The organism is Spirosoma aerolatum, assembly GCF_002056795.1.
Classification (GTDB): domain Bacteria; phylum Bacteroidota; class Bacteroidia; order Cytophagales; family Spirosomataceae; genus Spirosoma; species Spirosoma aerolatum.
The window spans coordinates 4,661,472-4,683,080 of the sequence record NZ_CP020104.1 but is presented as its reverse complement, the minus strand read 5'-3'; the positions used below and the strand labels follow the sequence as shown (position 1 = coordinate 4,683,080).

Genomic DNA, 21,609 nt, shown 5'->3' with positions numbered 1-21,609 from the left:
ATGAATCAGTCACCAATCCACACAGCGGTTGAGTCGGTGGTCGGCAAACGCATTTTAATTACAGGAGGAACCACCGGAATTGGCAGAGCAATTGCGGTCCTTTTAGGGGCATACGGAGCCCATATCTTCACCTTTGGCCGACATGAGGAGCCCCTAAACGAAGTGATTGAGCAAATCCGGCAGGGGGGGGGGCAGGCAAGTGGTATACTGGCCGACATCGCCAATACCGATGATATTCAGCGGATATTCGAGCAGGCCGATCAGAACCTGGGTGGGCTGGATATGCTCATCAATTGTGCGGCTCTGGCAGCAGCGTCAATTGAAGAAATGGCTGATGCCGACTGGCGGTATGTGATCCAGACCAATCTGGTAGGGTATCTGGCCGCTACTCAGGAAGCACTGAAGCGAATGAAACCTCAAGGGCAGGGGCATATTGTACTGGTCGGTTCGATGAGTGCCAATGTCCGGGAGGAAGGCAGTTCGGTGTATGTAGCCACCAAATCGGCCATTCAGGGATTTGCCGAAAGTTTGCGCAAGGAAGTGAACCCGCACGGTATTAAAATCAGCCTGGTAGAGCCGGGTGCCGTGGGGTCAGATATGCAATCGACTACGCCCGAAGAGGAGCGGGAACGGCAGCAAAAGGGGGATATGCTTCGGGCCGAAGATATTGCCGTTTGTGTCTATTACATTCTGACCCAGCCGAAACGTTGCGATGTGGTTTCGGTGCAGATTCGGCCTCATCTACAACTTATTTAATCACCGAAGGCATGTCTTTCCCGGTTGACAAGCTGATTTTTTGTCCCCACGATATTGACCTGAGCTTTTCGCCCTTACGACAAACCATTAAGGACGAAACGTATGTACTGGGCGCGTTTAACCCCGGTCTGGCCCAGCTGCCCAATGGGAATCTGCTCATTATGATCCGGGTGGCTGAGGCCCTTAACCAGCCAATCATTGGTGAACAGATTCACGCGATTCGCTGGGATGAGCAGGCTGGTTATCAACTGGATGCCTACCCTCTCCATAGTGTCAATGCGGCCGATCCGCGTAAATTTCAACTATTGGGTAATCCGTATAAAGTAATGGCACTAACGTCGTTATCGTGGTTGCTGCCCGTTGAATTGACTGCCGATGGAACAAGTGTTGTGCAGATTCATTACGACAAAATCATAGCGCCCCAGCGAACGCATCAGGAATACGGAGTTGAAGACGCCCGAATCACGAAAATTGATGATACGTATTACATGACCACTTGCTCGGTAAGCGCAGAGCGGCATTCGACCACACTCTATACCTCCACCGACGGACTCAATTACAGGCTGGAAGGCATTATTCTGGATCATCAGAATAAAGATATGGTCTTTTTTGAGGGAAAAATCGATGGCCGGTTTTACGCACTTACCCGGCCTCTGGGCGATTTATATTTTGCGACAAAACCAGCCAGTCCCTATTATGCCGGCCCAACCATCAATCTGGCGCAATCGCCCGACGGGTTGCATTGGAAACCTGTCGATACCCCGTTGATCCGAGCCCGTAAAGGCTCGGCATCAACCATGAAACTCGGCGGTGGAACACAACCTATTCTGACCGATCAGGGCTGGTTAATGCTCTATCATGGTGTTCAGTTGCAGGGTGTTGTTGGTATTTATCGCACGTTCTGGGCCTTGCTGGACGCCCAGAATCCGGGGCAGGTTCTGCATATAGAGGACGTGCATCCCATACTGGAGGCCAGCCCGGAGCTTGTTGAACCGATCAAATACCAGCTTTATTTATCCGACGTCGTATTTACTACGGGTATCCTTGATTCGGGCGATCACTATATCGTTGCTTCGGGTGAGTGCGACCTCGCCTGCCGTATCACGCATCTGCCAAAGAGTCTGTTTCAGGTGCCGGGTTAAAATCGGAAGGTTACCACTCAACTACTCAGAAATGATTGAATCGAATCAATACAAGATGGGTGAACTCGGCTAATGATAGCGGGTGACGAACATAGGGTATGGGGCAGCCGGTTTATAACTGTTGCAGCAGAATAGAAAATAGCCATCTGCCAATGACAAATGGCTATTAAGTACGCATCTGGATCAGAGATGCATTTCCAACTTGAATGTTCTGTAAACGCGTATGAATAACCCGTTGGGATCAACTAGGGTAACAGCAAAATTAGATGAATCCTCCGAAAGGATACTTGTCCAACCGATTAGAAAAAAATTAGAATTGATTAGAATTGTATTAGAAAATCAACCCTGATAATTAAATGTGGAATAGTCTATTTTACTGGCCGTTAGCAATGAAAAGTGCTGCCTTGCCTGACCCTATAAGTTCACGCCCGTGTATTACCTCATTGCATAGTCGTTGGGCGTCGATGAGCGCATAGGCATAGGGAATATGAAGGACGCGACCAGGCGGGTTAGCTGATAAATCGGCATCCCAAAGACCAGCCTGATGCCAGTAATCAAGATGGTCCCAGTCGGGACGGTCAATAATCGGGTACAGACAGATACCCCATAACGGTACACCTGCCTCCACAACAGCCGCACATTCCTCGGCAATCATGGTTATCCATTGGGGGCGATGCTCGCCCGAATGGCTGGTTTCGGTGAGCGCAATCGGCTTCTGATACCGATGGTGGGCTTTCATAAGCAGTTTACGAAGCGGCAACCAGCGTGGGTCAGGTATGGCGTCGCCCCAGGGCAGATAGTCAGTAAAACCAAGTATCCACTGATTGTTATAGTAATAATTGAAGCCCAGTATATCCAGATAGTCGGGTGAGCCGCCCAGATCGGGAGCCAGATAACCCGCCAGCATATCAACAGCCTGGAATTGGGCTTCGTCGGCAATGGCTGCTTCTATGATCTGGTCTGAAGTAGCCTCCAGAGGAGGGACGATTTGAACCAGCGGCTCGGTAGTCAGAATGCGAACGGTAGGATCAATTTCACGCATGGCGGCTACGGCTTCAATATACGCTCGCATCAGTCCTCGTTTCACCTCCCAACCCTGATTGATGCAATATGGCGTGGTTCCCCGTGCATCGCCACCTAGCCAGGAAATGAAACTGACTTCGTTGATAGGCGTTACAATCAGGTCTTCGTCGGGATAGTGGTCACGGTAAAATTGGACAAACGCGCGGCTCAAATCGGCAAAACGACGGGCAAACAGGGGATGTAGGGGAGTTAGGTCGTCGGGATAGCCAAAATGACACAGATCCCAGATTTGCTGAACACCGAGTTTGTGCCCCGTATCCAACAACGTTTTAACCATACTCCAGTCGTATTGATACGCCCGTTTTTCAACCTGGCTCCAGCGGATTCCTTCCCGAACGGTTCGAATCTGAAACGGTAAAAGCCGACGGTAATCGGTCTCGATCAAGTCCAGGTGTCCGGTTTGAGTTAGTAAATCGACCCGATGACCGAAACAATTCAACTGATCGGCGCACTCGAAGCCCGCCCACCAGAACGACTGGAAGGGGTTGTTGTGGTGTAGTGAAGAATCCATAAATGTCAATGCGGTGCAATTCCAGATGTGTCCTTATCCGAAAGAGCATTCACCTGGAAATTGTTTGCGGATTGTCGGGCTAGCACTATGTGGGCGGACCGTCTGCTAACAATTCAGATGTGAAACCAGTCTGTTCGGATAGGATTCCAGCGCGTCGTTAACAACCGTACGCATACACCGTTCATACTCCTGCGACGATTACCGCACATTGCCTTCAGGCAATGTTCATCATTTATATCCTTCAACAGCCCATGTCCGTCCCAAATTTGAAAAAAGAAAAGGCCAGTCCTGTTTCTTCACTGCCTTCAAAGCCCACCCCGTTAATCGATCAGGAGATAACCGATCTAGTGTGTTTTTCTCATCTGCGATGGAACTTTGTTTTTCAGCGTCCCCAGCATTTGCTAAGTCGGGCTAGCCGTCAGTGGCGGGTCTGGTTTGTGGAAGAGCCGATTTATGGCGAAAGCTACCAACTGGAGCTTCGCTCGATTGACCCAAACCTCACCGTAGTTGTTCCGCATATCCCCCATGGCAGCAGCCCTGAAAAAAGCCTTGAACTACAGCGAAGAGCGGTCGATCAACTCATGGCTCAGCATTCCATCCAGGATTTTATAGCCTGGTACTACACTCCGATGGCATTGGCTTTCAGCCGCCACCTGAAACCCCAACTGATGATCTATGACTGCATGGATGAGCTTTCGGCTTTTTTAGGGGCTCCGGCGAATTTGCTGGAACAGGAGAAAGAACTGCTCAAACGGGCTCATCTGGTATTTACGGGTGGGCTAAGTCTATTTGAAGCCAAGCAGGGCCGGCATGAGCATGTATTTGCGTTTCCCAGTAGCATTGATTTTAATCATTTTTCACCCGCCCGAAACGAACTTCCTCTACCTACCGATTTAGTGTCCATTCCGGGGCCTCGTATTGGTTACAGTGGTGTCATTGACGAGCGAATGGATCTTCATTTACTCCGATCTCTGGCTCAAAAGCGGCCCGACTGGCAGTTTACGTTGTTGGGACCCGTGGTGAAAATTGACTGGGCAAACTTACCACAGGCACCTAATATTCATTACCTGGGCTTTAAGCAATATGCATCGTTGCCGCATTATTTTTCTCATTGGGATGTAGCCATCATGCCATTTGCCATCAATGAAGCTACCCGGTATATAAGCCCTACCAAAACCCCCGAATACCTGGCGGCTGGCCTGCCCGTTGTATCGACGCCAATTCATGACGTGGTTAGTATGTATGGCCATCTAACTCCTGTTGCCATTGCGAATTCGCCTGATGCCTTTGAGCAGGCTATTGCCAGAGCCCTGCTCGAAAACAACTCGTGGGAAGAAGTCGATGTGTTTCTGTTGAGCCATTCCTGGGATACCACCTGGGCTGCAATGAGTCAGCTTATTCAGTCGCAATTAGCCTTGCAGTTCGAATAAAGAGTCGAGTAATCAATTGCGAAAAGTGAGGCAATGGGCTGGGGATTGGGGCACTCTGCACGGAATGTAGTGGCCAATCTCTATCTATACTATTATGAGCGAGCGAATGCTGGTTCGCTTTGTCACGATATACCCGTTAAATAACAGGCACTAAAATAGTTTTGTTCTGCGAGGTACAAATTGTACCTCGCAGAACAAAACTATTTTAGTGCCTGTCTGCCTAAACGGTTAAACAGATGCAAGCTTACGTCAACCGACAAAGCCAATTTTAACGTGTGTGCCGTCGCAGTACGGTTTGTTGGTACTACCACCGCACCGGCAGAAGGCGGTTACTTTATTTTTCTGAGTTTCGTGGCCGCTGGCATCTTTTACCCTGAGGTTCCCATATACCAAAAGCGGGCCATTGGGCAAGGGCTCTACAATGCTTCCCGCCTGAATATCGTCGATTTTAACCGGCTCTTCATTTCGGTAATAACTTAGTGCTTTCGATGGACAGCGATCAACCTGGTCAGCAATGTGCTGTGTCGTTGCCCCATCCATATTGACCCATGGGCGTTTTCTTGGGTTGAATACCTCGACCAACTGCGTCCAGCAGATTTTGGAATGAATACAGACGGCCGGTTTCCAGACCACGGTAATCTCGCCATTTGTATAGGTCTTGGTAATGTCGGGTGTGGGGGAATGTTCAGCTTGGCTCATACAATTTAGTTGGTTTGCTTGATATACAGTTTCGGATTCAGTCGCTTCCGTTTGCTGAAATCTGTATACCGGAAACTGTATTTATTTCCCCCATTCGGACGGATTCTGTCGCCAGGCTGCTAACGATTCCATCGCGTCGGCTGGAATATAGTCAAGTGCCTGAGCCTCTTTCAGGAGCGCGTCATAATTACTTAAGCTAACCAGTGGCACACCTTTATTGGCAAAATTCTGATCGGCTATCGGAAAGCCATAGGTGAAAATAGCCGCCATACCCAGCACCTCTGCACCAGCGGCTCGTAGGGCATCGACCACTTTAAGCGAACTACCGCCGGTCGAAATTAAATCTTCAATAACGACTACTCGTTGACCGGCTGACAGATGGCCTTCAATTTGTTTGCCCATGCCATGTACTTTGGGTTCAGGCCGAACGTAGCAGTAGGGCAGGTTTAGTTCGTCGGCCACCAGCACCCCCTGCGGGATACCTGCAGTGGCTACACCCGCAATCACATCAGCCGTTGGAAAGTGCTGCTGAATGGCTTGAGCCAGGGCGTTTTTAATAAAGCTACGAACCTCAGGGTGGGCGAGCGTAATCCGATTGTCACAGTAAATGGGTGATTTCCATCCTGAACTCCAGGTGAAGGGCTCAGCAGGGCGGAGCCGGACGGCCTGTACAGCCAATAGATGCTGGGCTACCGTTTTTTGAATGAGTGAAGAATCCACAGAGTCATAAAATAGTAATGGTCAAAAGTAAGCAAACTCCTTTGGTCCATCAGCACCGACGTGCGAATAATCGATCGATCCTTGCTTTTCAGACAAACAGAAAGACGCGCTTCGGTCGGTTCATGGGTTAATTGTTCCGTTTCATTGGATGGGGTATTGTGAACAGGATATGTGTTCCGTCAACTTTAACAGGCTAAAGGAAAAATACAGATGGCTTACGCTACTAAACGAATCCACAATATAAGAACCGGGCAGACAATTCGCTTCCTGAAAACGAGCGAGGATACCGATGGGGAGGTGCTGGATATGGAGGCTACCTTCAAAGCGCACTCCAGGGAACCTGCATCCCATTACCACCCGTCGCAGGTTGAAGATTTTACTATACTCGCTGGTGAGTTAACCGTTCGGAGCAATGGTCAGACACGGGTTTACAAACAGGGTGAGTCATTCCGCATTCCCAAACAAACAATCCATTCGATGTGGAATGAGGGGGACCAGCAGACGGTAGTCAACTGGCAGGTTCGACCGGCGTTGATCACGGAATATTTTTTAGAAACGGCTACCGGATTGGCGAATGAAGGCAAAACCAATGAAGATGGGGTGCCGCCGTTTTTGCAGGCGGTTCTTCTGCTGAATCGGTTTATGACAGTTTATCGGCTCCCGAAGCCTGCCTTTGCCATTCAGAAAGTGATCTTTACCGCGTTAACACCAGTAGCCTACTTATTTGGCTATCGGGCAACGTACAAAAAGTATATTGACTGATAAGGGGCGATGGAGTGACAATTCGGTTATTTTTCACGATTCAAATGTACTTTGACCGTATCGATTCGAGTGCCATCCATAGATACTATAGTGAATGTAAAGGGCGAAAATTCAATAACCTCGCCAACCTGTGGCACATCTTCGTGGGTGGCCAGAATAAGTCCACCCAGTGTATCATAGCTGCCTTCGGGGATGTTCCAGCCGTAAGTTTCGTTCAGACTATCGATTTCATGACGGGCACTTAGTAGCCAGGTCCGTTCATCAAGCTGTTGCTCAATCCAATCTTCGTTGGTGTCGTATTCGTCCTGAATTTCACCGAAAATCTGCTCCACCATGTCTTCTACGCTCACAATGCCCGCTGTTCCACCGAATTCATCGACTACCAGCGCGAGGCTTTTCCGCTCAGACAAAAACCGCAGGAATAAGTCCTGCGCGGGCATGGTTTGGGGAACGGTAATGATTGGCGTAATGATTTCTTCAATAGTGGCCGGTTTTTTGAACAGGGCCAGCGCATGGCAGTATCCGATTACGTCGTCGATGGTATCGCGGTATACGACAATTTTTGAATGACCACTGTCCTGAAAAGCCTGCCGGAGGTCTTCAACCGAATCGTCGACGGCAACAGCCGCAATTTCAGTGCGTGGCACCAGACAGTCACGTACGCGCACATCCCGAAACTCAATGGCGTTGTTAAAAATCTCGGTATCGACCTCAACTTCTTTTTCAGCGTCGGCTTTTTGATTAAGCTGCTGGAGATACTGGTTGAGATCTGTCAGGCCAAAAACGGGCCGAATTTCCGGGTTTCGTTTACCGAGAATGTACCGAATGAAAAAGCGAGCCGTCCCAACTAACACCCGAACAATAGGAGCAATGGCTTTATAGATTACCCAGAGTGGAACAGCAAGCCCTTCCAGAAATCGGTCGGGATGAATGAGCGCCAGACTTTTGGGAATGTAATCAGCAAACGGCAAGAAAATGATGGTGAGAATAAGCGTCTCAATGGCAATGATGACAAACTCGTGCGCTGCCCAGGCAGGAGGCAGTATCAGTGCCAGTAATGGATTCAAGGCCATGACACCTAATACGGTGTACAGAACCAGAAAAAGCGTGTTTCCGGTTAGCGTGGTTCCAATAAACAGAATTGGATTTTTCAGGAAGCCCGATACTAATTTTTCGCTTAAGGGACCTTGTTTGCTGTGGAGTTCAAAGTACAGCCGGTTTACGGATACATACGCCATTTCGACGGCTGAAAAAAAGCCGGCCAGGACCAGAGCAAGTAAAGCACCAAACAAAAGGGCGTATGATTCCATAGGCATAATAAACGCAGCGTGAAGAATCGCAATTCTTCACGCTGCGTTATCCGTCATTTCTTTTTTTTTTCCGTTCGTCTATCATTTGTTTGATGGTAGGAGAAACGGCTTTTTCTCGTTCGAGTCGTTTATTTTTGAAATATTGGAAAGACAGCAGAAAGCCCAAGCATAACATGAGTAACCAGTAGCTTTCGGCAAACGATGTGCGCTGATACTCCGCAATCCAGAGAATCAGAAAACCGGCAGCCGCCGACAGGAGTAAAATCTCAGAAAGTTTTAGCTTCATGGTTCATTAGCCGTCAATATCTACCGACTGACGACCGTAGGCTATCGACTCTTTTGGAATTCCCGATATCGACGGACTGTCGAAATACTCAGACCAAGTACAACGACCAGTGTACCAATCCAGAGAATATTGATCAGCGGTTTTTCAACGGCTTTCATGACGATATAATCGCGTTGGGTACGGTTCACAGCAAATGAGAATTTGCCCGTGCGCGGGTCAATTTCGTTCAGTTGAATACGAACACCAAGTTCATCGCTGATTTCGGCGGGGTGGGCTACCATTCGGTTTTTGATAACGAAGGCGGGGGTGAGCATATGCTCGCCATTTTTATCGAGCACCCGTACATTCGCCCGAACAGCCGCATCTTCTGGCCCTACTTCAATCCCATCTACTTCGTTCGTGCGTACCACATCGTCCAGAATAGCCACATAGTCGTTCAGGAAGAAGGTATCTTTGATCGCTACAGAATAGGTTTCGGTTTTTTCCCACTTGTTTTCAGCATTCGGGTCAGGCACCGACGATACATAGGTGTACATATCTCGGTCGACCTTATGCCGAATATCAGGCGATGCCAGCAGACCCATTCGTTCGTTTACCTGAGCGCGTGGATACAGGCTAAATACTTTTCCCCCTGGCTCTCGGTATTCAACTTCATAGTAAGTGTTTTCGGGGTAAAGAGCCAGGGTATCCCCTTTTTTGTAATAGACTTTGCCATTCTGCTCAATATCCCGTTGGGCAATGCCATGAAAATCACCTTCGATGACCATTACATCCTTGCGGGAAAGATACCCCGGTACGTCGCGGGCTTCGATACGCTGGCCCCGGTAGGTTAGCTGGTAGGGGCCCATGCGTTCGGGTTGATTCAGCCAAAGCAGTGTATTCTCCTTATTTTCCTTATTATCGTTCTTCGTGAACTCATCCTGTTTGGAAATGAGTAAACCGGTCGTATTCAGCGAAATGACTTTCGAAAAACCTGCCGAATAGAGAATGCCCAGCAGCATCAGGGCCATACCGATGTGGGCAATGGCTCCGCCCGAAAACCGATAATTGCCCCGGATAACACCAATCAGGATAGAACCGTTGGTAACAAGCGCAAAGACTGAAGCCACCAGCAATGCCATGAAAACCGGGTTTTTCATCGATCCGAAGGCAATCAGACCGGCGCTAATGAGTAGCGTAATGATTCCCGGTGTAATAAGCGCATCCCACTTTTTTGCTTCGATTTTCCGCCACCACATAAACTGTCCCACGCCCGTTAGCAGGCAGATGGCAACGAAAAACCAAATCTGGAATTTATTGTAGTGAGCAATCTGATCGGCGGGGAGAGCCAGATTCGTGATTTTGCCGAACGATTCCAGAATCTTCGTGTACACTGGGATCGACGTAGTGGCAATTACCTGAAATGCGGCCAGACAAAGAACAGTGGCTCCCATAAAGAGCCAGAACTCTTTGGTATAGACTGAGGCTTCTTTTTCATCGCTAGGTATGAATTTCCATTTGCTGGCTGCCAGTACAATCGAAACCGCCACAAACACCAGCAGATAGATCAACAACTGGCCGGAAAGGCCAAGATCAGTAAACGAGTGAACCGATGCATTACCCAAAATACCACTACGGGTCAAGAAGGTAGCATAGAGTACTAATAGGAACGTGCTGATGGCCAGAATGATAGCGGTTTTAAGGCCTGTTGAGCTACGCTTGGCAATCAGCATACCGTGAATAGAGGCCACCATGACAAGCCAGGGGACATAGACCGCATTTTCAACGGGGTCCCAATTCCAGTATCCGCCAAAGTTGAGTGTTTCGTAAGCCCAGTAACCGCCCATCATGATACCTACGCCCAGGATCATAGCACCAAAAAGAGCCCAGGGGAGTGCTGGCCGAATCCATTCAGAAGGCTGATTTCGCCAGAGACCCGCTACACAAAACGCAAACGGAACCAGGGTCAATGCAAAGCCAAGAAATAGGGTAGGCGGATGAATGACCATCCAGTAATTCTGGAGCAACGGATTCAGGCCGTTACCATCTTTCGGGATAAAATTAGGGTCTGTAGCGAAGATCGGCGCATCGGGTATCGCATCCCGGAGTAGCAGAAAAGGCGATGAGCCAATTTTAAACGAATCCCCAAAAACAACGCCCAGAATCATGGAGGCAAGGAATGCCTGGACCAAGGCAAAAATAGTCATCATGGGCGCTTCCCATTTCGACCCGGCGGTACGAATCAAAACAGCGCCTAGCACCGCATTCCAGAATAACCAAAGCAGGAATGATCCTTCCTGGCTTTCCCAGAAACAGGCAATCATATACTTGATCGGAAGTGCTCGCGAGGAGTGGCTCCAGGCGTAATGATACTCGAAATAGTGATTGAAAATGATGTAGAACAGGCAGACCGCAACCCCCACAACCGCAGTCCCATGCAGGTAGAAAGCCCAGCGTGCCAGCTTCCTCCAGTCGTCCCGTGTGGGTGGCTCTGTTATTTGAACAGTGGGCTTCGCTTTTCGTTTGGCGGTTTTACCTCCGAAACTTGCTTCGTTGGTGGATTCACCGGCATAGGCTAACTGAGGCTCCTCGACTGCCTGAGTCTGAGTTTTAGCTGGTCGTCCAAGAGCCGACAAAAAATAACCCACCGTTGCCACCAAAGCCGTGACAAAGGATAAGATGACGAAAAAGTGGCCGAGGTTCCCGACAGTTGTGTGTATCATAACTTAAAAAGAGTGAAAGAGCGAAAGAGCGAATGAGTGAATTGTTGCCGGATTGTTTTCCGCTCTTTCACTCATTCGCTCTTTCACTCTTTTTATAGTTGTGCCGTTTTAGCTTCGTGTTCAGTCGTTTCGAGCTTGTTGTTCTGGTATTTCGACGGACACTTCAACAGAATTTTTTTGCACTGGAAATGATCGCCCTGCATCGCTCCGATAACCACAACCTGCTCCGAACGGTCGAAATCCTGAGGTTTAGGGCTATTGTAAATCACTTTCTGAGCCCGTTGGTCATTGTCGACAAGGGTAAACTCAAAGTGATTGGGGTCGATAGCCGGGTTGTAAAACATATCGACAATTTGCCCATGAGAATCCTTTTTGAGTTTGCCGACAACGTGAATCATTTTTTCGTCGCCGTCCTGAGCCATTTTTTCGGCCTTAGTAAAGGTCGTGTATACACTGGCGTCACCTGCCGTGCTGGCAATCACACCAATAGCAATGGCGATAACGATAATGCCGATAATGTGCGAAACTTTCATGGGATTAGTACTTGTTAGCTGTGGTTTGTTTGGGGCTTAATGGCTGATTACAGACGACGATTTTTTCCTGACGTCCTTTTCCAGTTTACTGATTTGGCGGTCCAGCCGAATCAGATAGATGATAATTCCAGCAAATACGGCTGCAATCACGGCAACAACCACCCAGATTTTACCATCGGCTCTTAACCGATCAGCCATTTCAACACCGTCGGCAACGGGCTGCTGGGCGAATAGATGCTGGCTGAGTAACAGAAAAGCGGCTAGTGGCGCTTTTCGTATAAATGACAATCGCATTTGACTACGAAATAGTTAGAAAAATAACGCAAAAATACACTGAATCATTCATGAACACTACATGAGTTTACTCATCGAGGGCCGCTTTTATTCGGCGATAGCGAACGCGCAGTTGGGTAATCCATACCCCCAGCAATGTAAAGCCGATAATAGCCGGATAAAACACCATCCGAAGTCTATTGTCCATGTCGTATTTGCCGAAAGCCGGGTTACCCCCATTACCAGGGTGTAGCGAATCGGTTAGTCGGGGAACAATAAAAATGAGGGGAATAAATACGGCAAACGCAAAGATGTTATAGACGGCCGAAATACGCGCCCGTCGTTGCTCATCATCGAACGATCCGCGAAGGATCATATAGGCCAGATACATGAGCATGGCAATAGCCACACTATTTAGCTTCGGATCGTTGGGCCAGGGTTCGCCCCAGGTAAAATTCGCCCAGATGGACCCTGTTGCACAACCTAAAATACCAAACAAAATGCCCGTATTGGCAAACTCAACGGCCACCACATCGTCATCGAACCGACCATTGCGAAGGTAGCGAATGGAGTAAATGGCCGATGTGAGCAGCAGGGTAATCATCCCGAACCAGAGCGGAACGTGGAAATACACATTCCGGATACTCTCGTTTAAAATCGGTTGCCGGGGCACTACGCCCAGCATACCCTGCAGAATTACATACGTCAGAATCAGAACGGCCAGAGCCTTCCACCAGTTTTTATTCATAAGGTAACGCGGGTGGGAACCCGCATCTTCAATTAAAAAGCGGGTTCCCACCCGCGTTACTTAGCTCCGCCATAAAAACGGAAACAACAACCAGGATACTGTCAGCACAATAGCGTCAATAGCCAGTACTGTACCTACCTCGCTCCAACTCACCGATCGGTCGAGACCGTCGAGTGCATTTTTGGCAATTTTCAACAACGTGAGCAACAAGGGCAAAATGATCGGGAAACTCATCACTGCCATCAACGTGGCTGGGTTTTCTGCTTTGCTGGCAATACCCGATACCAGTGTCAACGAAGAAGCAAACCCGATGGCACCCAGCACCAGGGTTAAAAGGTACAAAGGCATATCACCTACCGGGTTGCCCAGTACAAACGCATACACGCCAAACCCCAGAAACGCTAACACCAGCATCAGCAGGGTATTGTACAGTATTTTTGACAGGATGATCTGCTGGGGGCTGGCGAGTGTATAGTAATAAAGCTGTCGACTGGCCCGTTCCTGCACGAAGCTTTTGGCAATGGCATTGATGGCCGTAAACAGCAGAATAATCCAGAATAGGGTATTCCAGACAATGGGCGTCAACTGGCCACGGCGGGCATTAAAGCTTAGGTAACAGACAAATACGGCACTAACAATGTAAAGTAGCATACCATTGAGTGCGTAGCGTTGCCGCCATTCGAGCAGAAACTCTTTCCGCATCAATGCGCCCATTTGCCTAACCGATTCGACCATACCCTATTGTTTGTTACCGCAAAGTTACGGCAGGCGAAGGAAAGGAGGAAAGGAGATGAGGAGAAAAGCTGTGAAGCGTACAACAATCGGGTTCAAATGATGATCTTTGCCGTTCATTCGTTCATGCATGGATTACGGTTCAATCGGTACGCTTTGTTTCTTCTCGTTTCTGGCGGGTTTTATTGATGCAATCATTGGGGGAGGAGGGCTGATCCAAACGCCCGCCATTCTGTTTACGCTTCCCCAATATCCGGTTCCTACCCTGATTGGCACAACGAAAATTCCCTCGTTGTCGGGTAGCCTGATGGGAGCTTTTCAATACAGCCGACAGGTGGCTGTTTCCGGTCGTTTTATTGGGCCGATGATGGCCATTGCCTTTGGGGCTTCGTGGTTGGGTGCATTGACACTGACACGGGTGCCGAACAGTTTTATGAAGCCATTGGCGCTGCTCATTCTGATCGCTGTCTTTATCTACACGTTTACCAAAAAAGAGTTTGGGCAAGTCCCGCAGGGCGTGGTTACAGAGCGGCAACAGCGCATACGCATGTGGGCAATGGGGGTAATTATTGGGTTTTATGATGGATTTTTCGGACCCGGAACGGGTAGTTTTCTGGTCCTTGGGTTTATTGCCCTGATTGGTTTCGATTTTCTGAAAGCCAGTGCGCATGCTAAACTGGTCAATGCGTCGACTAATCTGGCCTGCACGTTTTTCTTTTCGCAAAAGGGCTATATCCTGTATGCAGCGGCCATTCCAATGGCAGTTGCTAACCTTTCGGGAGCGTTTCTGGGAGCCCGGCTGGCTATCTCAAAAGGTAACCGATTTATTCGGGTATTCTTCCTGCTGGTCATAGCGGCTACCATTCTACGTTTCGCATGGGATTTAACCCATTAACCCTGAACCGGGATGTGCGGGTTATGATTTAATTTTCTTCCACCATTTTTGCATGGGTCCCATCCAGTCGGGAATGTCGAGCCGGGATGGCTCCTGAATGATTGCCAAAACCTGTTGAGCTGTCAGCCGACGTTCGGGCGATACGGTGAGTAGTTTCTGAATCAGTCGCTCGCTGGCGCGAGACAGGTTAGGATTTAGTTTAACTGGCGACAGATAGTCGGCCTTTTGGATCAGTCGTCCGATTTCTGATTCTGTACTCCCGCCAAAAGGCGTATAGCTGGTCAGCATTTCGTAAAACAGGACACCCAGTGCCCAGCAGTCGGAAGCGGCACTGCTAACACCCGAAAACTGCTCAGGAGCCATCGAAGCCATCGTTCCAACTACGTGCCCCTGGCGGGTCAGGCGGGGAGCGTTAGTCTGTCGGGCCAGTCCGAAATCCAGTAATTTAGGCTGACCTTCACGCGTGAGTTTTATATTGCCGGCTTTCAGGTCACGGTGAACAATTTCCCGGCTATGCAGATAATCGAGCGCAGACGCTAGTTGTCCCAGGATTTTCCAGGCTGATTGTTCCGACATAGGGCCATTTCGACGGAGGGTTTGTTGGATGGTTGGGCCTTCTACATACTCCATAACCAGGCATGGAAGCTGACCTTCTACAAAAAACTCATAGATCAGGGCGACGTGCGGATGGCGGACGGAGGCCTGTAAAGCTGCTTCGTTCCGAAACCGTTCCGCCTGTTCCAGTCGGCTTAACAGCTTGATTGCTACGGTACGCTGTGTGGTGTCATGGATGGCCTGATACACCTCGCCCATACCGCCTGAACCGAGCCACTGTACTAACGTATATCCTCGAATAGGTTGATTCATAATATATTAAATTTCTTGTTTCGCGTCTCAAGCATGAAACTAACCTAACACCGTAGCCGCCAGTCGACTGATGTTTAGCGTGCGTGCATTGGAGTCGATAATATCCCGGTACAGTCCTTTTACCTGATAGAGCGATTCATGGGTGCCCTCGCCAATTACATCACCCTCTTCCAGCACGTAAATCTTGTCGGCATCCATAATCTGGCTGATGTTGTGGGAGATAATCAGAACTGTTCGGTCTTTCTTGATAGCATCCAGACTTTCCTTGATTTGCTCCGTCGTAATGGCATCCAGGCTGGCAGTGGGTTCGTCGAGGAACAACACGGGCGGGTTTTTCAAAAACAACCGGGCAATGGCGATGCGTTGTTGCTGTCCACCCGATAACGACCGGGCTTCGGTAGCATAGCCATTGGGTAATTTGAGAACCTGTTCGTGCAGACACGCCTTCCGGGCCGCTTCAATCACGTCTTCGTGCGTAGCTTCCAGACGACCGTAGCGGATGTTTTCTTCAATTGTTCCAGTAAAAATGTGGTTCTTTTGAAGGACTAACCCTACGTTTTCCCGAACAAACGCGCTGTCGTAAGCCGACAGTGGTTGCCCATCCAGCAATACCTGCCCTTGGGTAGGATCATAAAAACCCGCCAACAGATTCAACGCCGAACTCTTACCCGCTCCCGATAGTCCTACAAGGGCCGTCACTTTTCCCGGTTCCAGCTCAATGGTGACGTTACGAAGTGCCTGTTTCCCATTCGGATAGACGAAATCCACGTTTCGCAGTGAAAAATGCCCTTTCCAGGCCGAACTGGTCAATGTACCCGTCTGGGGTAAATATGTGTCGTTTTCGATCATATCGAAGAAGCCTTCGGCATACACAAGGGCTTCGGTATATTCGTCGTAGATGCGGTGGAGATGCCGAACCGGGGCCGATACGTTGTTGAACAGCATAATATGGAGCAGAATAGCCCCAACGGTCATTTGCCGGTTCAACACAAAATAGATAGTGACGACAAAAACCAATATAATCCCGACCTGTTCGGCCACGCTTTTCAGACCATCGAACAGATAATTGGTGCGGTGGTGACGGATTTCGTTTTCGCACAGGTTGCGGTTGATGTCGTGCTGGCGTTGCTGTTCATACGTTTCCCGCACAAAGGACTTTACAACGAAAATGGATTCCAGCAGCCCGAACAGGGCATTGGTCTTGTTTTCCCGAACCTCCTGAATATTGCGTCGAATCTGCTTCTGACGGTTGGTCTGTTCACGACTGATGTATGCGTATAGAGGCAACACCAGCGTCGCAACAAGCCCGACGCCAACATTTTTATTGTAGATCAGGACTAGCGCAAACACCGCATTGGCCAGCATCGGCACTATATCGACAAACAGGTTTTTGACGGTTTTGGTCAGGTTTTCGATGCCTTTGTCAATTCGTTTTTCGAGCTTGCCAGTCTGGTTCTGACTGAGGGCAAAAAACGATAAATGGTAAGACGCAATCCGGCGAATGGTGTAGTCATAGAGGTCGGCCGCCATCCGAAAGCGAATGCGATCACTCAGAAACTTTTGGCCTAGCTGAACCAGTAAACTCAGTAATTCTTTAGTCAAAAGAATAGCGACCAGCGTACCAACTACCCAGGTTACCTCACCTTTATCGATAGGGTGTTTCAGCAGCCCCTGAACGGTATTGACCGTGTACTCCATCACCAGGGGAGTAATCTGTGCCAGTAATGCCCCAACGGTAGTTAGCAGCAGGGCCAGCGCCAGGCTACCCCGGTAGGTGCGGATAAACGGCCAGAGTTTTTGAATGAGTAACCAGGTAGACATGGGTGTAGCTTGGGTTTAAAAATCGATCCGAAATCGTTGGATTATTTCATGTTGATGTGGCCAACAAACTCCTGTGTATTCATCCGACCATCGGACTGGTAATCGTAGAAGAGTTCGGTCATGGAAGCGACAATGTGCGGGTCTTCAGTCAGAAAGGCGGTTAGTTTGGTCGCTCGTCCACTGGCACTTGAGCCGCTACCGAGGATACAGACGCACAGCCCACGGAAGATGCCGGGTTTATTTTCACGAGGTGCACTGATAAACAGTTGGACCGGAAGCGTTTTGTTGACCTTCGATACACGTATGCCCAGTTCCTGCATTTCCTGAATCGCCTGCGAATGATCTTTGTATAACTGGCTAACGAGTAAGGCTTTAGGGTCGGTAGTATCTTCGGTCGACGAGGCTACCAGAAACCGATTATGATGTGGGATATCTTCGCGGCTAGTCAGAATTGCATTGCTACCGGGACGGTACGTTTCAACCGAAATGTGTTCGTTGACGACTTTGCCGAGGTATTTCAGAAACGCATGGGTAGCGCCTTCGTTCTGATCATTGAGGGTGACGAACTCAACGTGGGCATCGCTTCCCATATTTTGCAGATACAGAGCTGCACCTTTTAGTTTATTTTCAATATCGGTACGATCGCGCTGGAGGGCTTCGGCTTTGCGGGCGTAATCAAATTGGGTAGCATTCCGCAACTCATGGGGTTTCAGATTGGCGTGTTTAGCCACATATTCCATGCGATACGGGGCGATGCCTTCAATACGGGCTGTGTTGGATAGCACCAGCAAATCGTTTCCCTGCGACTGCGCTGACTCGACCACTTTGCCAATCCCTTCCAGGAGTTCATCGGCACCTTCCATCAACTGCACTTTTTCGTTGACTTTGCCGCTTACATCAACCATCAGCGTATTCAGTGATTGGGTAGCCTGGACCAGCAGATTGGTCTGGGTTTTGATATGCTCCATTTCCTGCTGATTAATCTTCTCTTTCTGACGATTGGCTTTCTCTGTCGATACTGTTACGAACAGGCCGATGAAAATCCCGACGATACCCCCCAGCAGACCAGCAATGTCAAGCTCGCGAATGTAGCGGTCGAGGCCGGGGCTGAAATAAACTTTCTGATCCGACCAGCCTCCGGTTTTGGGGTCGATCTGAAAGTTGGATAGGTAATGCGCTGAATCATTGAACACGTAAAACCATTTGAAACCCAGTGAGATCAGTAAAGCCACAAAAGGAATCATAAACAGGACTGTAAACAAAACAGGATGCCGACGAATGATTTCGTACAGTACGGTAAAAAAGCCTTCATCTTCAGTTTTGGGATCGACGCCGGTAAATGCGGAGGCAGTTGGGGTAGGCAGAGCGTGTTGCATATGATTTTTGATGATTAACGACATGACAAAGGTCATATCCCGCTCATTGACGAACCATCTACAAACCCCTACATTTGGCCTACAGGAAAACCTATAAATTGCATCTATATGGATTTTGTGGGAGCCTTCCTTGCATTCTACAACTTTCCGTTGTAATCTTGCGTTAATTAAACTGAATCTAAATAAACATTGGCAGTACCCACCATGAGTAAGCGTAGTGTTGCTGATTTGAAAATAGGCGAACGAGCCACTATCCAGTCGTTTGGAAACCAGGTAATGTCGCTTAAACTGCTCGAAATGGGCTGTTTGCCCGGTGCCGAAGTATGTTTATGTGGTAAGGCTCCACTCGGTGATCCAATTTGCCTGGATGTATCGGGCTATTGCCTTGCCCTCCGTAAATCGGAAGCCGCGACCATTTTTGTTGACTAAACTCCAGGCTTGTAGGGGGTAAGCTTTTTTGCCTCCCCAATCTGGCAGACTACAAACTATACCGAGTTGAGTTCCCCCGTAATTGCCCTTGTAGGCAACCCCAATGCCGGAAAATCCTCTTTATTTAATCAGCTAACCGGCCTGCGTCAGAAAACCGGTAATTTCCCGGGGGTTACGGTTGATAAAAAATTTGGAACCTGGTCGATCGATGCGCAGACCGTTGCTACCGTTGTTGACCTGCCCGGTGTTTACTCCATTTACCCTAAGTCGCTCGACGAACAACTCGTTACCGATATTCTGGCAAACCCCGACCACACTGATTACCCCGATGTGGCCATTGTGGTTGTCGATGCCTCGAACTTACACCGAAATTTACTGCTCTTTACCCAGGTTGCCGACCTGGGAGTGCCCGTCATTCTGGCGTTGAATATGCTGGATGTGGCTCATAAGCAAGCCAAGGAGGTTAATGCCGTCAAATTAGCCATGCGATTAGGGGTGCCCGTGGTGCGCATCAACGCGCGAACGGGCGAAGGACTTGACTCGCTCAAAAAAGCGGTTACCAGTCAGATTCAGGAACCAACCTTACCGGGTAAACTATTTTTTGATCCAGCCGACGAAGCGCCCGGCCTGATTGCCGATACCCGACAACAGTATGGTCTTGATAACAATTACCTAGCACTGCAATATGTGATTCAGCACGATGGGTTCACATTTTTAAATCGTCAGCAACAGATTGGACTCGATGCGCTTATTGATAAGTATCAGTTCAATGAACAAACATTTCAGGCAGGAGAAACCATTACCCGATACAAGCGGATTGCAGCCATTGTCGCCGAGACAATGACTAACCAACGACCAATAGGGCAACCTACCTGGAGCCAGAAACTGGATCGCGTGTTGCTGCATCCGGTTTGGGGATACGCCATTTTCGGCTTTATTCTCCTGCTAATTTTTCAGGCCATCTTCGCCTGGGCGCAACCCTTTATGGACGCTATCGACGCGGGGGTGGCCTGGCTGAATGGTCAGCTGAAGGAAAGTATGCCTGCTGGCCCGCTTACCGACCTGCTTACCGATGGGGTTCTGGCTGGCGTTGGAGGGATTCTGGTGTTTATTCCGCAGATTGCTTTTTTGTTTCTGCTGATCTCATTGCTGGAAGAATCGGGATATATGTCGCGCGTGATGGTTATCATGGACCGGATCATGCGGAAATTTGGGCTGAATGGTCGGAGTGTTGTGCCTTTGATTTCGGGTGTAGCTTGTGCCGTACCCGCCATTATGGCTACTCGTAGTATTGGAACCCGTCGTGATCGACTAATTACCATTCTGGTCACTCCCCTTATGAGCTGCTCGGCTCGGCTGCCTATTTATACCATTCTGATTGCGTTGGTGGTTCCGAGTCAGCGTGTGCTTGGTGTTTTTAATTTGCAGGGACTGGCTCTCATGGGGTTGTATCTGCTGGGGTTGGCAAGCGCTTTGTTGGCTGCTTACGTACTAAAGCTCTTTTTGCGCACTAAGGAACGCAGCTATTTCATCATGGAACTGCCGACGTTTAAGCTGCCCCGTTGGAATCACGTTGGTCTTACTGTCTGGGAAAGCGTTCGATCCTTTGTTTGGGAAGCAGGACGGGTTATTTTGGCTATTTCAATCATTTTGTGGGTGTTAGCCAGTTACGGTCCAGGCGATGCAATGGATCAGGCTGAAGCGCGGGTACGACAGCAACACCCCACGTTAGCCACTGATCAACTCCAGAACCAGATTGCATCCGAACGGCTTGAAGCGTCGTATGCTGGTGTGTTTGGCCACTTTATCGAACCGACAATTAGACCACTTGGCTATGATTGGAAAATTGGTATTGCCTTGTTGAGCTCATTTGCCGCCCGTGAGGTTTTTGTCGGGACCATGGCCACGATTTACAGTATAGGGGATGGAGCCGACGAGGAGGGCGTTACGGTTCGGGAGCGACTTCAGCAGGAGCGTAACCCGAAAACAGGTGGCCCTATGTACACACCTGCACTGGCCTGGTCGTTGCTGATTTTTTATGTATTCGCCATGATGTGCATGAGTACGTTGGCGGCTACACAACGAGAAACCAAAAGCTGGAAATGGCCTGGTGTTCAGCTACTCTACATGATGAGCCTGGCTTATCTAGCTGCGTTTGCCACCTACCAGTTTTTGAAATAGTATTCAGTTTACCGTTTACAATAAACCTGGCTAACGAACTAGGCAACGGTTCGCCGTAAACCGAATACTGTATACGTTTACCAAAGGACTCCTTTAGAAATAAGCGGGTAGATATGGTAAAGAATATAAAGCAGTAGGGCAACGGTTAAGCTACCCAGAGCAGTTGTCTGATCGAAGCCAAGACGATCTTTTCGGGAGGGGCGGTTTCCCCTATGCGTAATTTGTTTCACGGGTGGGTCAGTATGAAATTGGGTAGTACAAAATTGAGCGTTTGCCAGTTCTAAAAACACCGCAAAAACCCTGCTTTTAAGTGCGTATTACTACCTGTTCTGACAATCACCTGTCAACATTAG

Annotated in this window: 21 protein-coding genes; 7 read left to right on the top strand and 14 right to left on the bottom strand. The window is 49.0% G+C overall.

What is annotated here, in order from left to right; all coding sequences use genetic code 11:
- Window positions 1-756, top strand: a complete 756-nt coding sequence (locus B5M13_RS19345) for an SDR family oxidoreductase (protein ID WP_080057229.1) — start codon at window positions 1-3, stop codon at window positions 754-756.
- Between the two features lie 11 nt (window positions 757-767).
- Window positions 768-1,898 (top strand): glycoside hydrolase family 130 protein, encoded by a 1,131-nt coding sequence (locus B5M13_RS19340; RefSeq protein ID WP_080057228.1) that lies wholly within the window; start codon window positions 768-770, stop codon window positions 1,896-1,898.
- 373 nt (window positions 1,899-2,271) lie between these two features.
- Here the strand turns inward: B5M13_RS19340 and B5M13_RS19335 are convergent, their stop codons facing one another.
- Window positions 2,272-3,492: a glycoside hydrolase family 1 protein gene (locus B5M13_RS19335; RefSeq protein WP_080057227.1), complete on the bottom strand. Its 1,221-nt coding sequence runs from the start codon at window positions 3,490-3,492 to the stop codon at window positions 2,272-2,274.
- Window positions 3,493-3,743: 251 nt separating this feature from the next.
- Here B5M13_RS19335 and B5M13_RS19330 point away from each other — a divergent pair, with 251 nt between their 5' ends.
- Complete coding sequence (locus B5M13_RS19330) at window positions 3,744-4,922, top strand: glycosyltransferase (protein WP_080059992.1); 1,179 nt, start codon at window positions 3,744-3,746, stop codon at window positions 4,920-4,922.
- Window positions 4,923-5,171: 249 nt separating this feature from the next.
- Here the strand turns inward: B5M13_RS19330 and B5M13_RS19325 are convergent, their stop codons facing one another.
- The gene (locus tag B5M13_RS19325) at window positions 5,172-5,621 is read right to left on the bottom strand and encodes a (4Fe-4S)-binding protein (protein ID WP_080057226.1); all 450 of its coding nucleotides are present in this window, start codon (window positions 5,619-5,621) and stop codon (window positions 5,172-5,174) included.
- Between the two features lie 81 nt (window positions 5,622-5,702).
- Complete coding sequence (gene pyrE, locus B5M13_RS19320; protein WP_080057225.1) at window positions 5,703-6,341, bottom strand: orotate phosphoribosyltransferase; 639 nt, start codon at window positions 6,339-6,341, stop codon at window positions 5,703-5,705.
- 210 nt (window positions 6,342-6,551) lie between these two features.
- Here pyrE and B5M13_RS19315 point away from each other — a divergent pair, with 210 nt between their 5' ends.
- Window positions 6,552-7,103 (top strand): cupin domain-containing protein, encoded by a 552-nt coding sequence (locus B5M13_RS19315; RefSeq protein WP_080057224.1) that lies wholly within the window; start codon window positions 6,552-6,554, stop codon window positions 7,101-7,103.
- A gap of 26 nt (window positions 7,104-7,129) precedes the next feature.
- Here B5M13_RS19315 and B5M13_RS19310 read toward each other — a convergent pair whose 3' ends face one another.
- The 7 genes from B5M13_RS19310 to B5M13_RS19280 all read right to left on the bottom strand — a co-directional run bounded on the left by B5M13_RS19310 (window position 7,130) and on the right by B5M13_RS19280 (window position 13,690).
- Entirely contained in the window at window positions 7,130-8,413 is a 1,284-nt protein-coding gene (locus tag B5M13_RS19310; protein ID WP_080057223.1) for a hemolysin family protein, read from the bottom strand.
- Between the two features lie 46 nt (window positions 8,414-8,459).
- Complete coding sequence (locus B5M13_RS19305; RefSeq protein WP_080057222.1) at window positions 8,460-8,699, bottom strand: hypothetical protein; 240 nt, start codon at window positions 8,697-8,699, stop codon at window positions 8,460-8,462.
- Between the two features lie 41 nt (window positions 8,700-8,740).
- The gene (ccsA, locus tag B5M13_RS19300) at window positions 8,741-11,401 is read right to left on the bottom strand and encodes a cytochrome c biogenesis protein CcsA (RefSeq protein WP_080057221.1); all 2,661 of its coding nucleotides are present in this window, start codon (window positions 11,399-11,401) and stop codon (window positions 8,741-8,743) included.
- Between the two features lie 92 nt (window positions 11,402-11,493).
- On the bottom strand, window positions 11,494-11,934 hold the full coding sequence (locus tag B5M13_RS19295; protein WP_080057220.1) for a cytochrome c maturation protein CcmE domain-containing protein: 441 nt from the start codon (window positions 11,932-11,934) through the stop codon (window positions 11,494-11,496).
- A 36-nt stretch (window positions 11,935-11,970) separates the two neighbouring features.
- Window positions 11,971-12,228, bottom strand: a complete 258-nt coding sequence (locus B5M13_RS19290) for a CcmD family protein (protein WP_080057219.1) — start codon at window positions 12,226-12,228, stop codon at window positions 11,971-11,973.
- 67 nt (window positions 12,229-12,295) lie between these two features.
- Window positions 12,296-12,955: a cytochrome c biogenesis protein CcsA gene (ccsA, locus tag B5M13_RS19285; RefSeq protein ID WP_080057218.1), complete on the bottom strand. Its 660-nt coding sequence runs from the start codon at window positions 12,953-12,955 to the stop codon at window positions 12,296-12,298.
- A 60-nt stretch (window positions 12,956-13,015) separates the two neighbouring features.
- Window positions 13,016-13,690, bottom strand: a complete 675-nt coding sequence (locus B5M13_RS19280; protein ID WP_080057217.1) for a heme exporter protein CcmB — start codon at window positions 13,688-13,690, stop codon at window positions 13,016-13,018.
- Window positions 13,691-13,817: 127 nt separating this feature from the next.
- Between B5M13_RS19280 and B5M13_RS19275 the strand changes: the two genes are divergently transcribed.
- Window positions 13,818-14,582: a sulfite exporter TauE/SafE family protein gene (locus tag B5M13_RS19275; RefSeq protein ID WP_080057216.1), complete on the top strand. Its 765-nt coding sequence runs from the start codon at window positions 13,818-13,820 to the stop codon at window positions 14,580-14,582.
- 21 nt (window positions 14,583-14,603) lie between these two features.
- Here the strand turns inward: B5M13_RS19275 and B5M13_RS19270 are convergent, their stop codons facing one another.
- The 3 genes from B5M13_RS19270 to B5M13_RS19260 are packed head-to-tail and all read right to left on the bottom strand — an operon-like array spanning window position 14,604 to window position 18,646.
- Complete coding sequence (locus tag B5M13_RS19270) at window positions 14,604-15,449, bottom strand: serine/threonine protein kinase (RefSeq protein WP_080057215.1); 846 nt, start codon at window positions 15,447-15,449, stop codon at window positions 14,604-14,606.
- 39 nt (window positions 15,450-15,488) lie between these two features.
- Window positions 15,489-17,270 carry an ABC transporter ATP-binding protein gene (locus tag B5M13_RS19265; protein ID WP_080057214.1) on the bottom strand — a complete coding sequence of 594 codons (1,782 nt, stop codon included), beginning with the start codon at window positions 17,268-17,270 and terminating at the stop codon, window positions 15,489-15,491.
- 41 nt (window positions 17,271-17,311) lie between these two features.
- Entirely contained in the window at window positions 17,312-18,646 is a 1,335-nt protein-coding gene (locus B5M13_RS19260; protein WP_155297298.1) for a hypothetical protein, read from the bottom strand.
- A 204-nt stretch (window positions 18,647-18,850) separates the two neighbouring features.
- On the opposite strand from B5M13_RS19260, the gene B5M13_RS19255 reads away from it, so the two are divergent.
- Window positions 18,851-19,075: a FeoA family protein gene (locus B5M13_RS19255; protein ID WP_080057212.1), complete on the top strand. Its 225-nt coding sequence runs from the start codon at window positions 18,851-18,853 to the stop codon at window positions 19,073-19,075.
- Window positions 19,076-19,141: 66 nt separating this feature from the next.
- On the top strand, window positions 19,142-21,256 hold the full coding sequence (gene feoB, locus B5M13_RS19250) for a ferrous iron transport protein B (RefSeq protein WP_080057211.1): 2,115 nt from the start codon (window positions 19,142-19,144) through the stop codon (window positions 21,254-21,256).
- Between the two features lie 77 nt (window positions 21,257-21,333).
- Here the strand turns inward: feoB and B5M13_RS33730 are convergent, their stop codons facing one another.
- Window positions 21,334-21,486 (bottom strand): hypothetical protein, encoded by a 153-nt coding sequence (locus B5M13_RS33730; RefSeq protein WP_170061156.1) that lies wholly within the window; start codon window positions 21,484-21,486, stop codon window positions 21,334-21,336.
- Window positions 21,487-21,609 lie beyond the last annotated feature (123 nt).

Coding starts and splice junctions, on each gene's coding strand:
- B5M13_RS19255 (WP_080057212.1), top strand. CDS start 18,851: ATGAGTAAGCGTAGTGTTGCTGATTTGAAAATAGGCGAACGAGCCACT.
- B5M13_RS19280 (WP_080057217.1), bottom strand. CDS start 13,690: ATGGTCGAATCGGTTAGGCAAATGGGCGCATTGATGCGGAAAGAGTTT.
- B5M13_RS19295 (WP_080057220.1), bottom strand. CDS start 11,934: ATGAAAGTTTCGCACATTATCGGCATTATCGTTATCGCCATTGCTATT.
- B5M13_RS19340 (WP_080057228.1), top strand. CDS start 768: ATGTCTTTCCCGGTTGACAAGCTGATTTTTTGTCCCCACGATATTGAC.
- B5M13_RS19315 (WP_080057224.1), top strand. CDS start 6,552: ATGGCTTACGCTACTAAACGAATCCACAATATAAGAACCGGGCAGACA.
- B5M13_RS19290 (WP_080057219.1), bottom strand. CDS start 12,228: ATGCGATTGTCATTTATACGAAAAGCGCCACTAGCCGCTTTTCTGTTA.
- B5M13_RS19330 (WP_080059992.1), top strand. CDS start 3,744: ATGTCCGTCCCAAATTTGAAAAAAGAAAAGGCCAGTCCTGTTTCTTCA.
- B5M13_RS19265 (WP_080057214.1), bottom strand. CDS start 17,270: ATGTCTACCTGGTTACTCATTCAAAAACTCTGGCCGTTTATCCGCACC.
- B5M13_RS19260 (WP_155297298.1), bottom strand. CDS start 18,646: ATGCAACACGCTCTGCCTACCCCAACTGCCTCCGCATTTACCGGCGTC.
- ccsA (WP_080057221.1), bottom strand. CDS start 11,401: ATGATACACACAACTGTCGGGAACCTCGGCCACTTTTTCGTCATCTTA.
- B5M13_RS19335 (WP_080057227.1), bottom strand. CDS start 3,492: ATGGATTCTTCACTACACCACAACAACCCCTTCCAGTCGTTCTGGTGG.
- B5M13_RS19270 (WP_080057215.1), bottom strand. CDS start 15,449: ATGAATCAACCTATTCGAGGATATACGTTAGTACAGTGGCTCGGTTCA.
- B5M13_RS19275 (WP_080057216.1), top strand. CDS start 13,818: ATGGATTACGGTTCAATCGGTACGCTTTGTTTCTTCTCGTTTCTGGCG.
- B5M13_RS19345 (WP_080057229.1), top strand. CDS start 1: ATGAATCAGTCACCAATCCACACAGCGGTTGAGTCGGTGGTCGGCAAA.
- ccsA (WP_080057218.1), bottom strand. CDS start 12,955: ATGAATAAAAACTGGTGGAAGGCTCTGGCCGTTCTGATTCTGACGTAT.
- B5M13_RS19325 (WP_080057226.1), bottom strand. CDS start 5,621: ATGAGCCAAGCTGAACATTCCCCCACACCCGACATTACCAAGACCTAT.
- B5M13_RS19310 (WP_080057223.1), bottom strand. CDS start 8,413: ATGGAATCATACGCCCTTTTGTTTGGTGCTTTACTTGCTCTGGTCCTG.
- B5M13_RS19305 (WP_080057222.1), bottom strand. CDS start 8,699: ATGAAGCTAAAACTTTCTGAGATTTTACTCCTGTCGGCGGCTGCCGGT.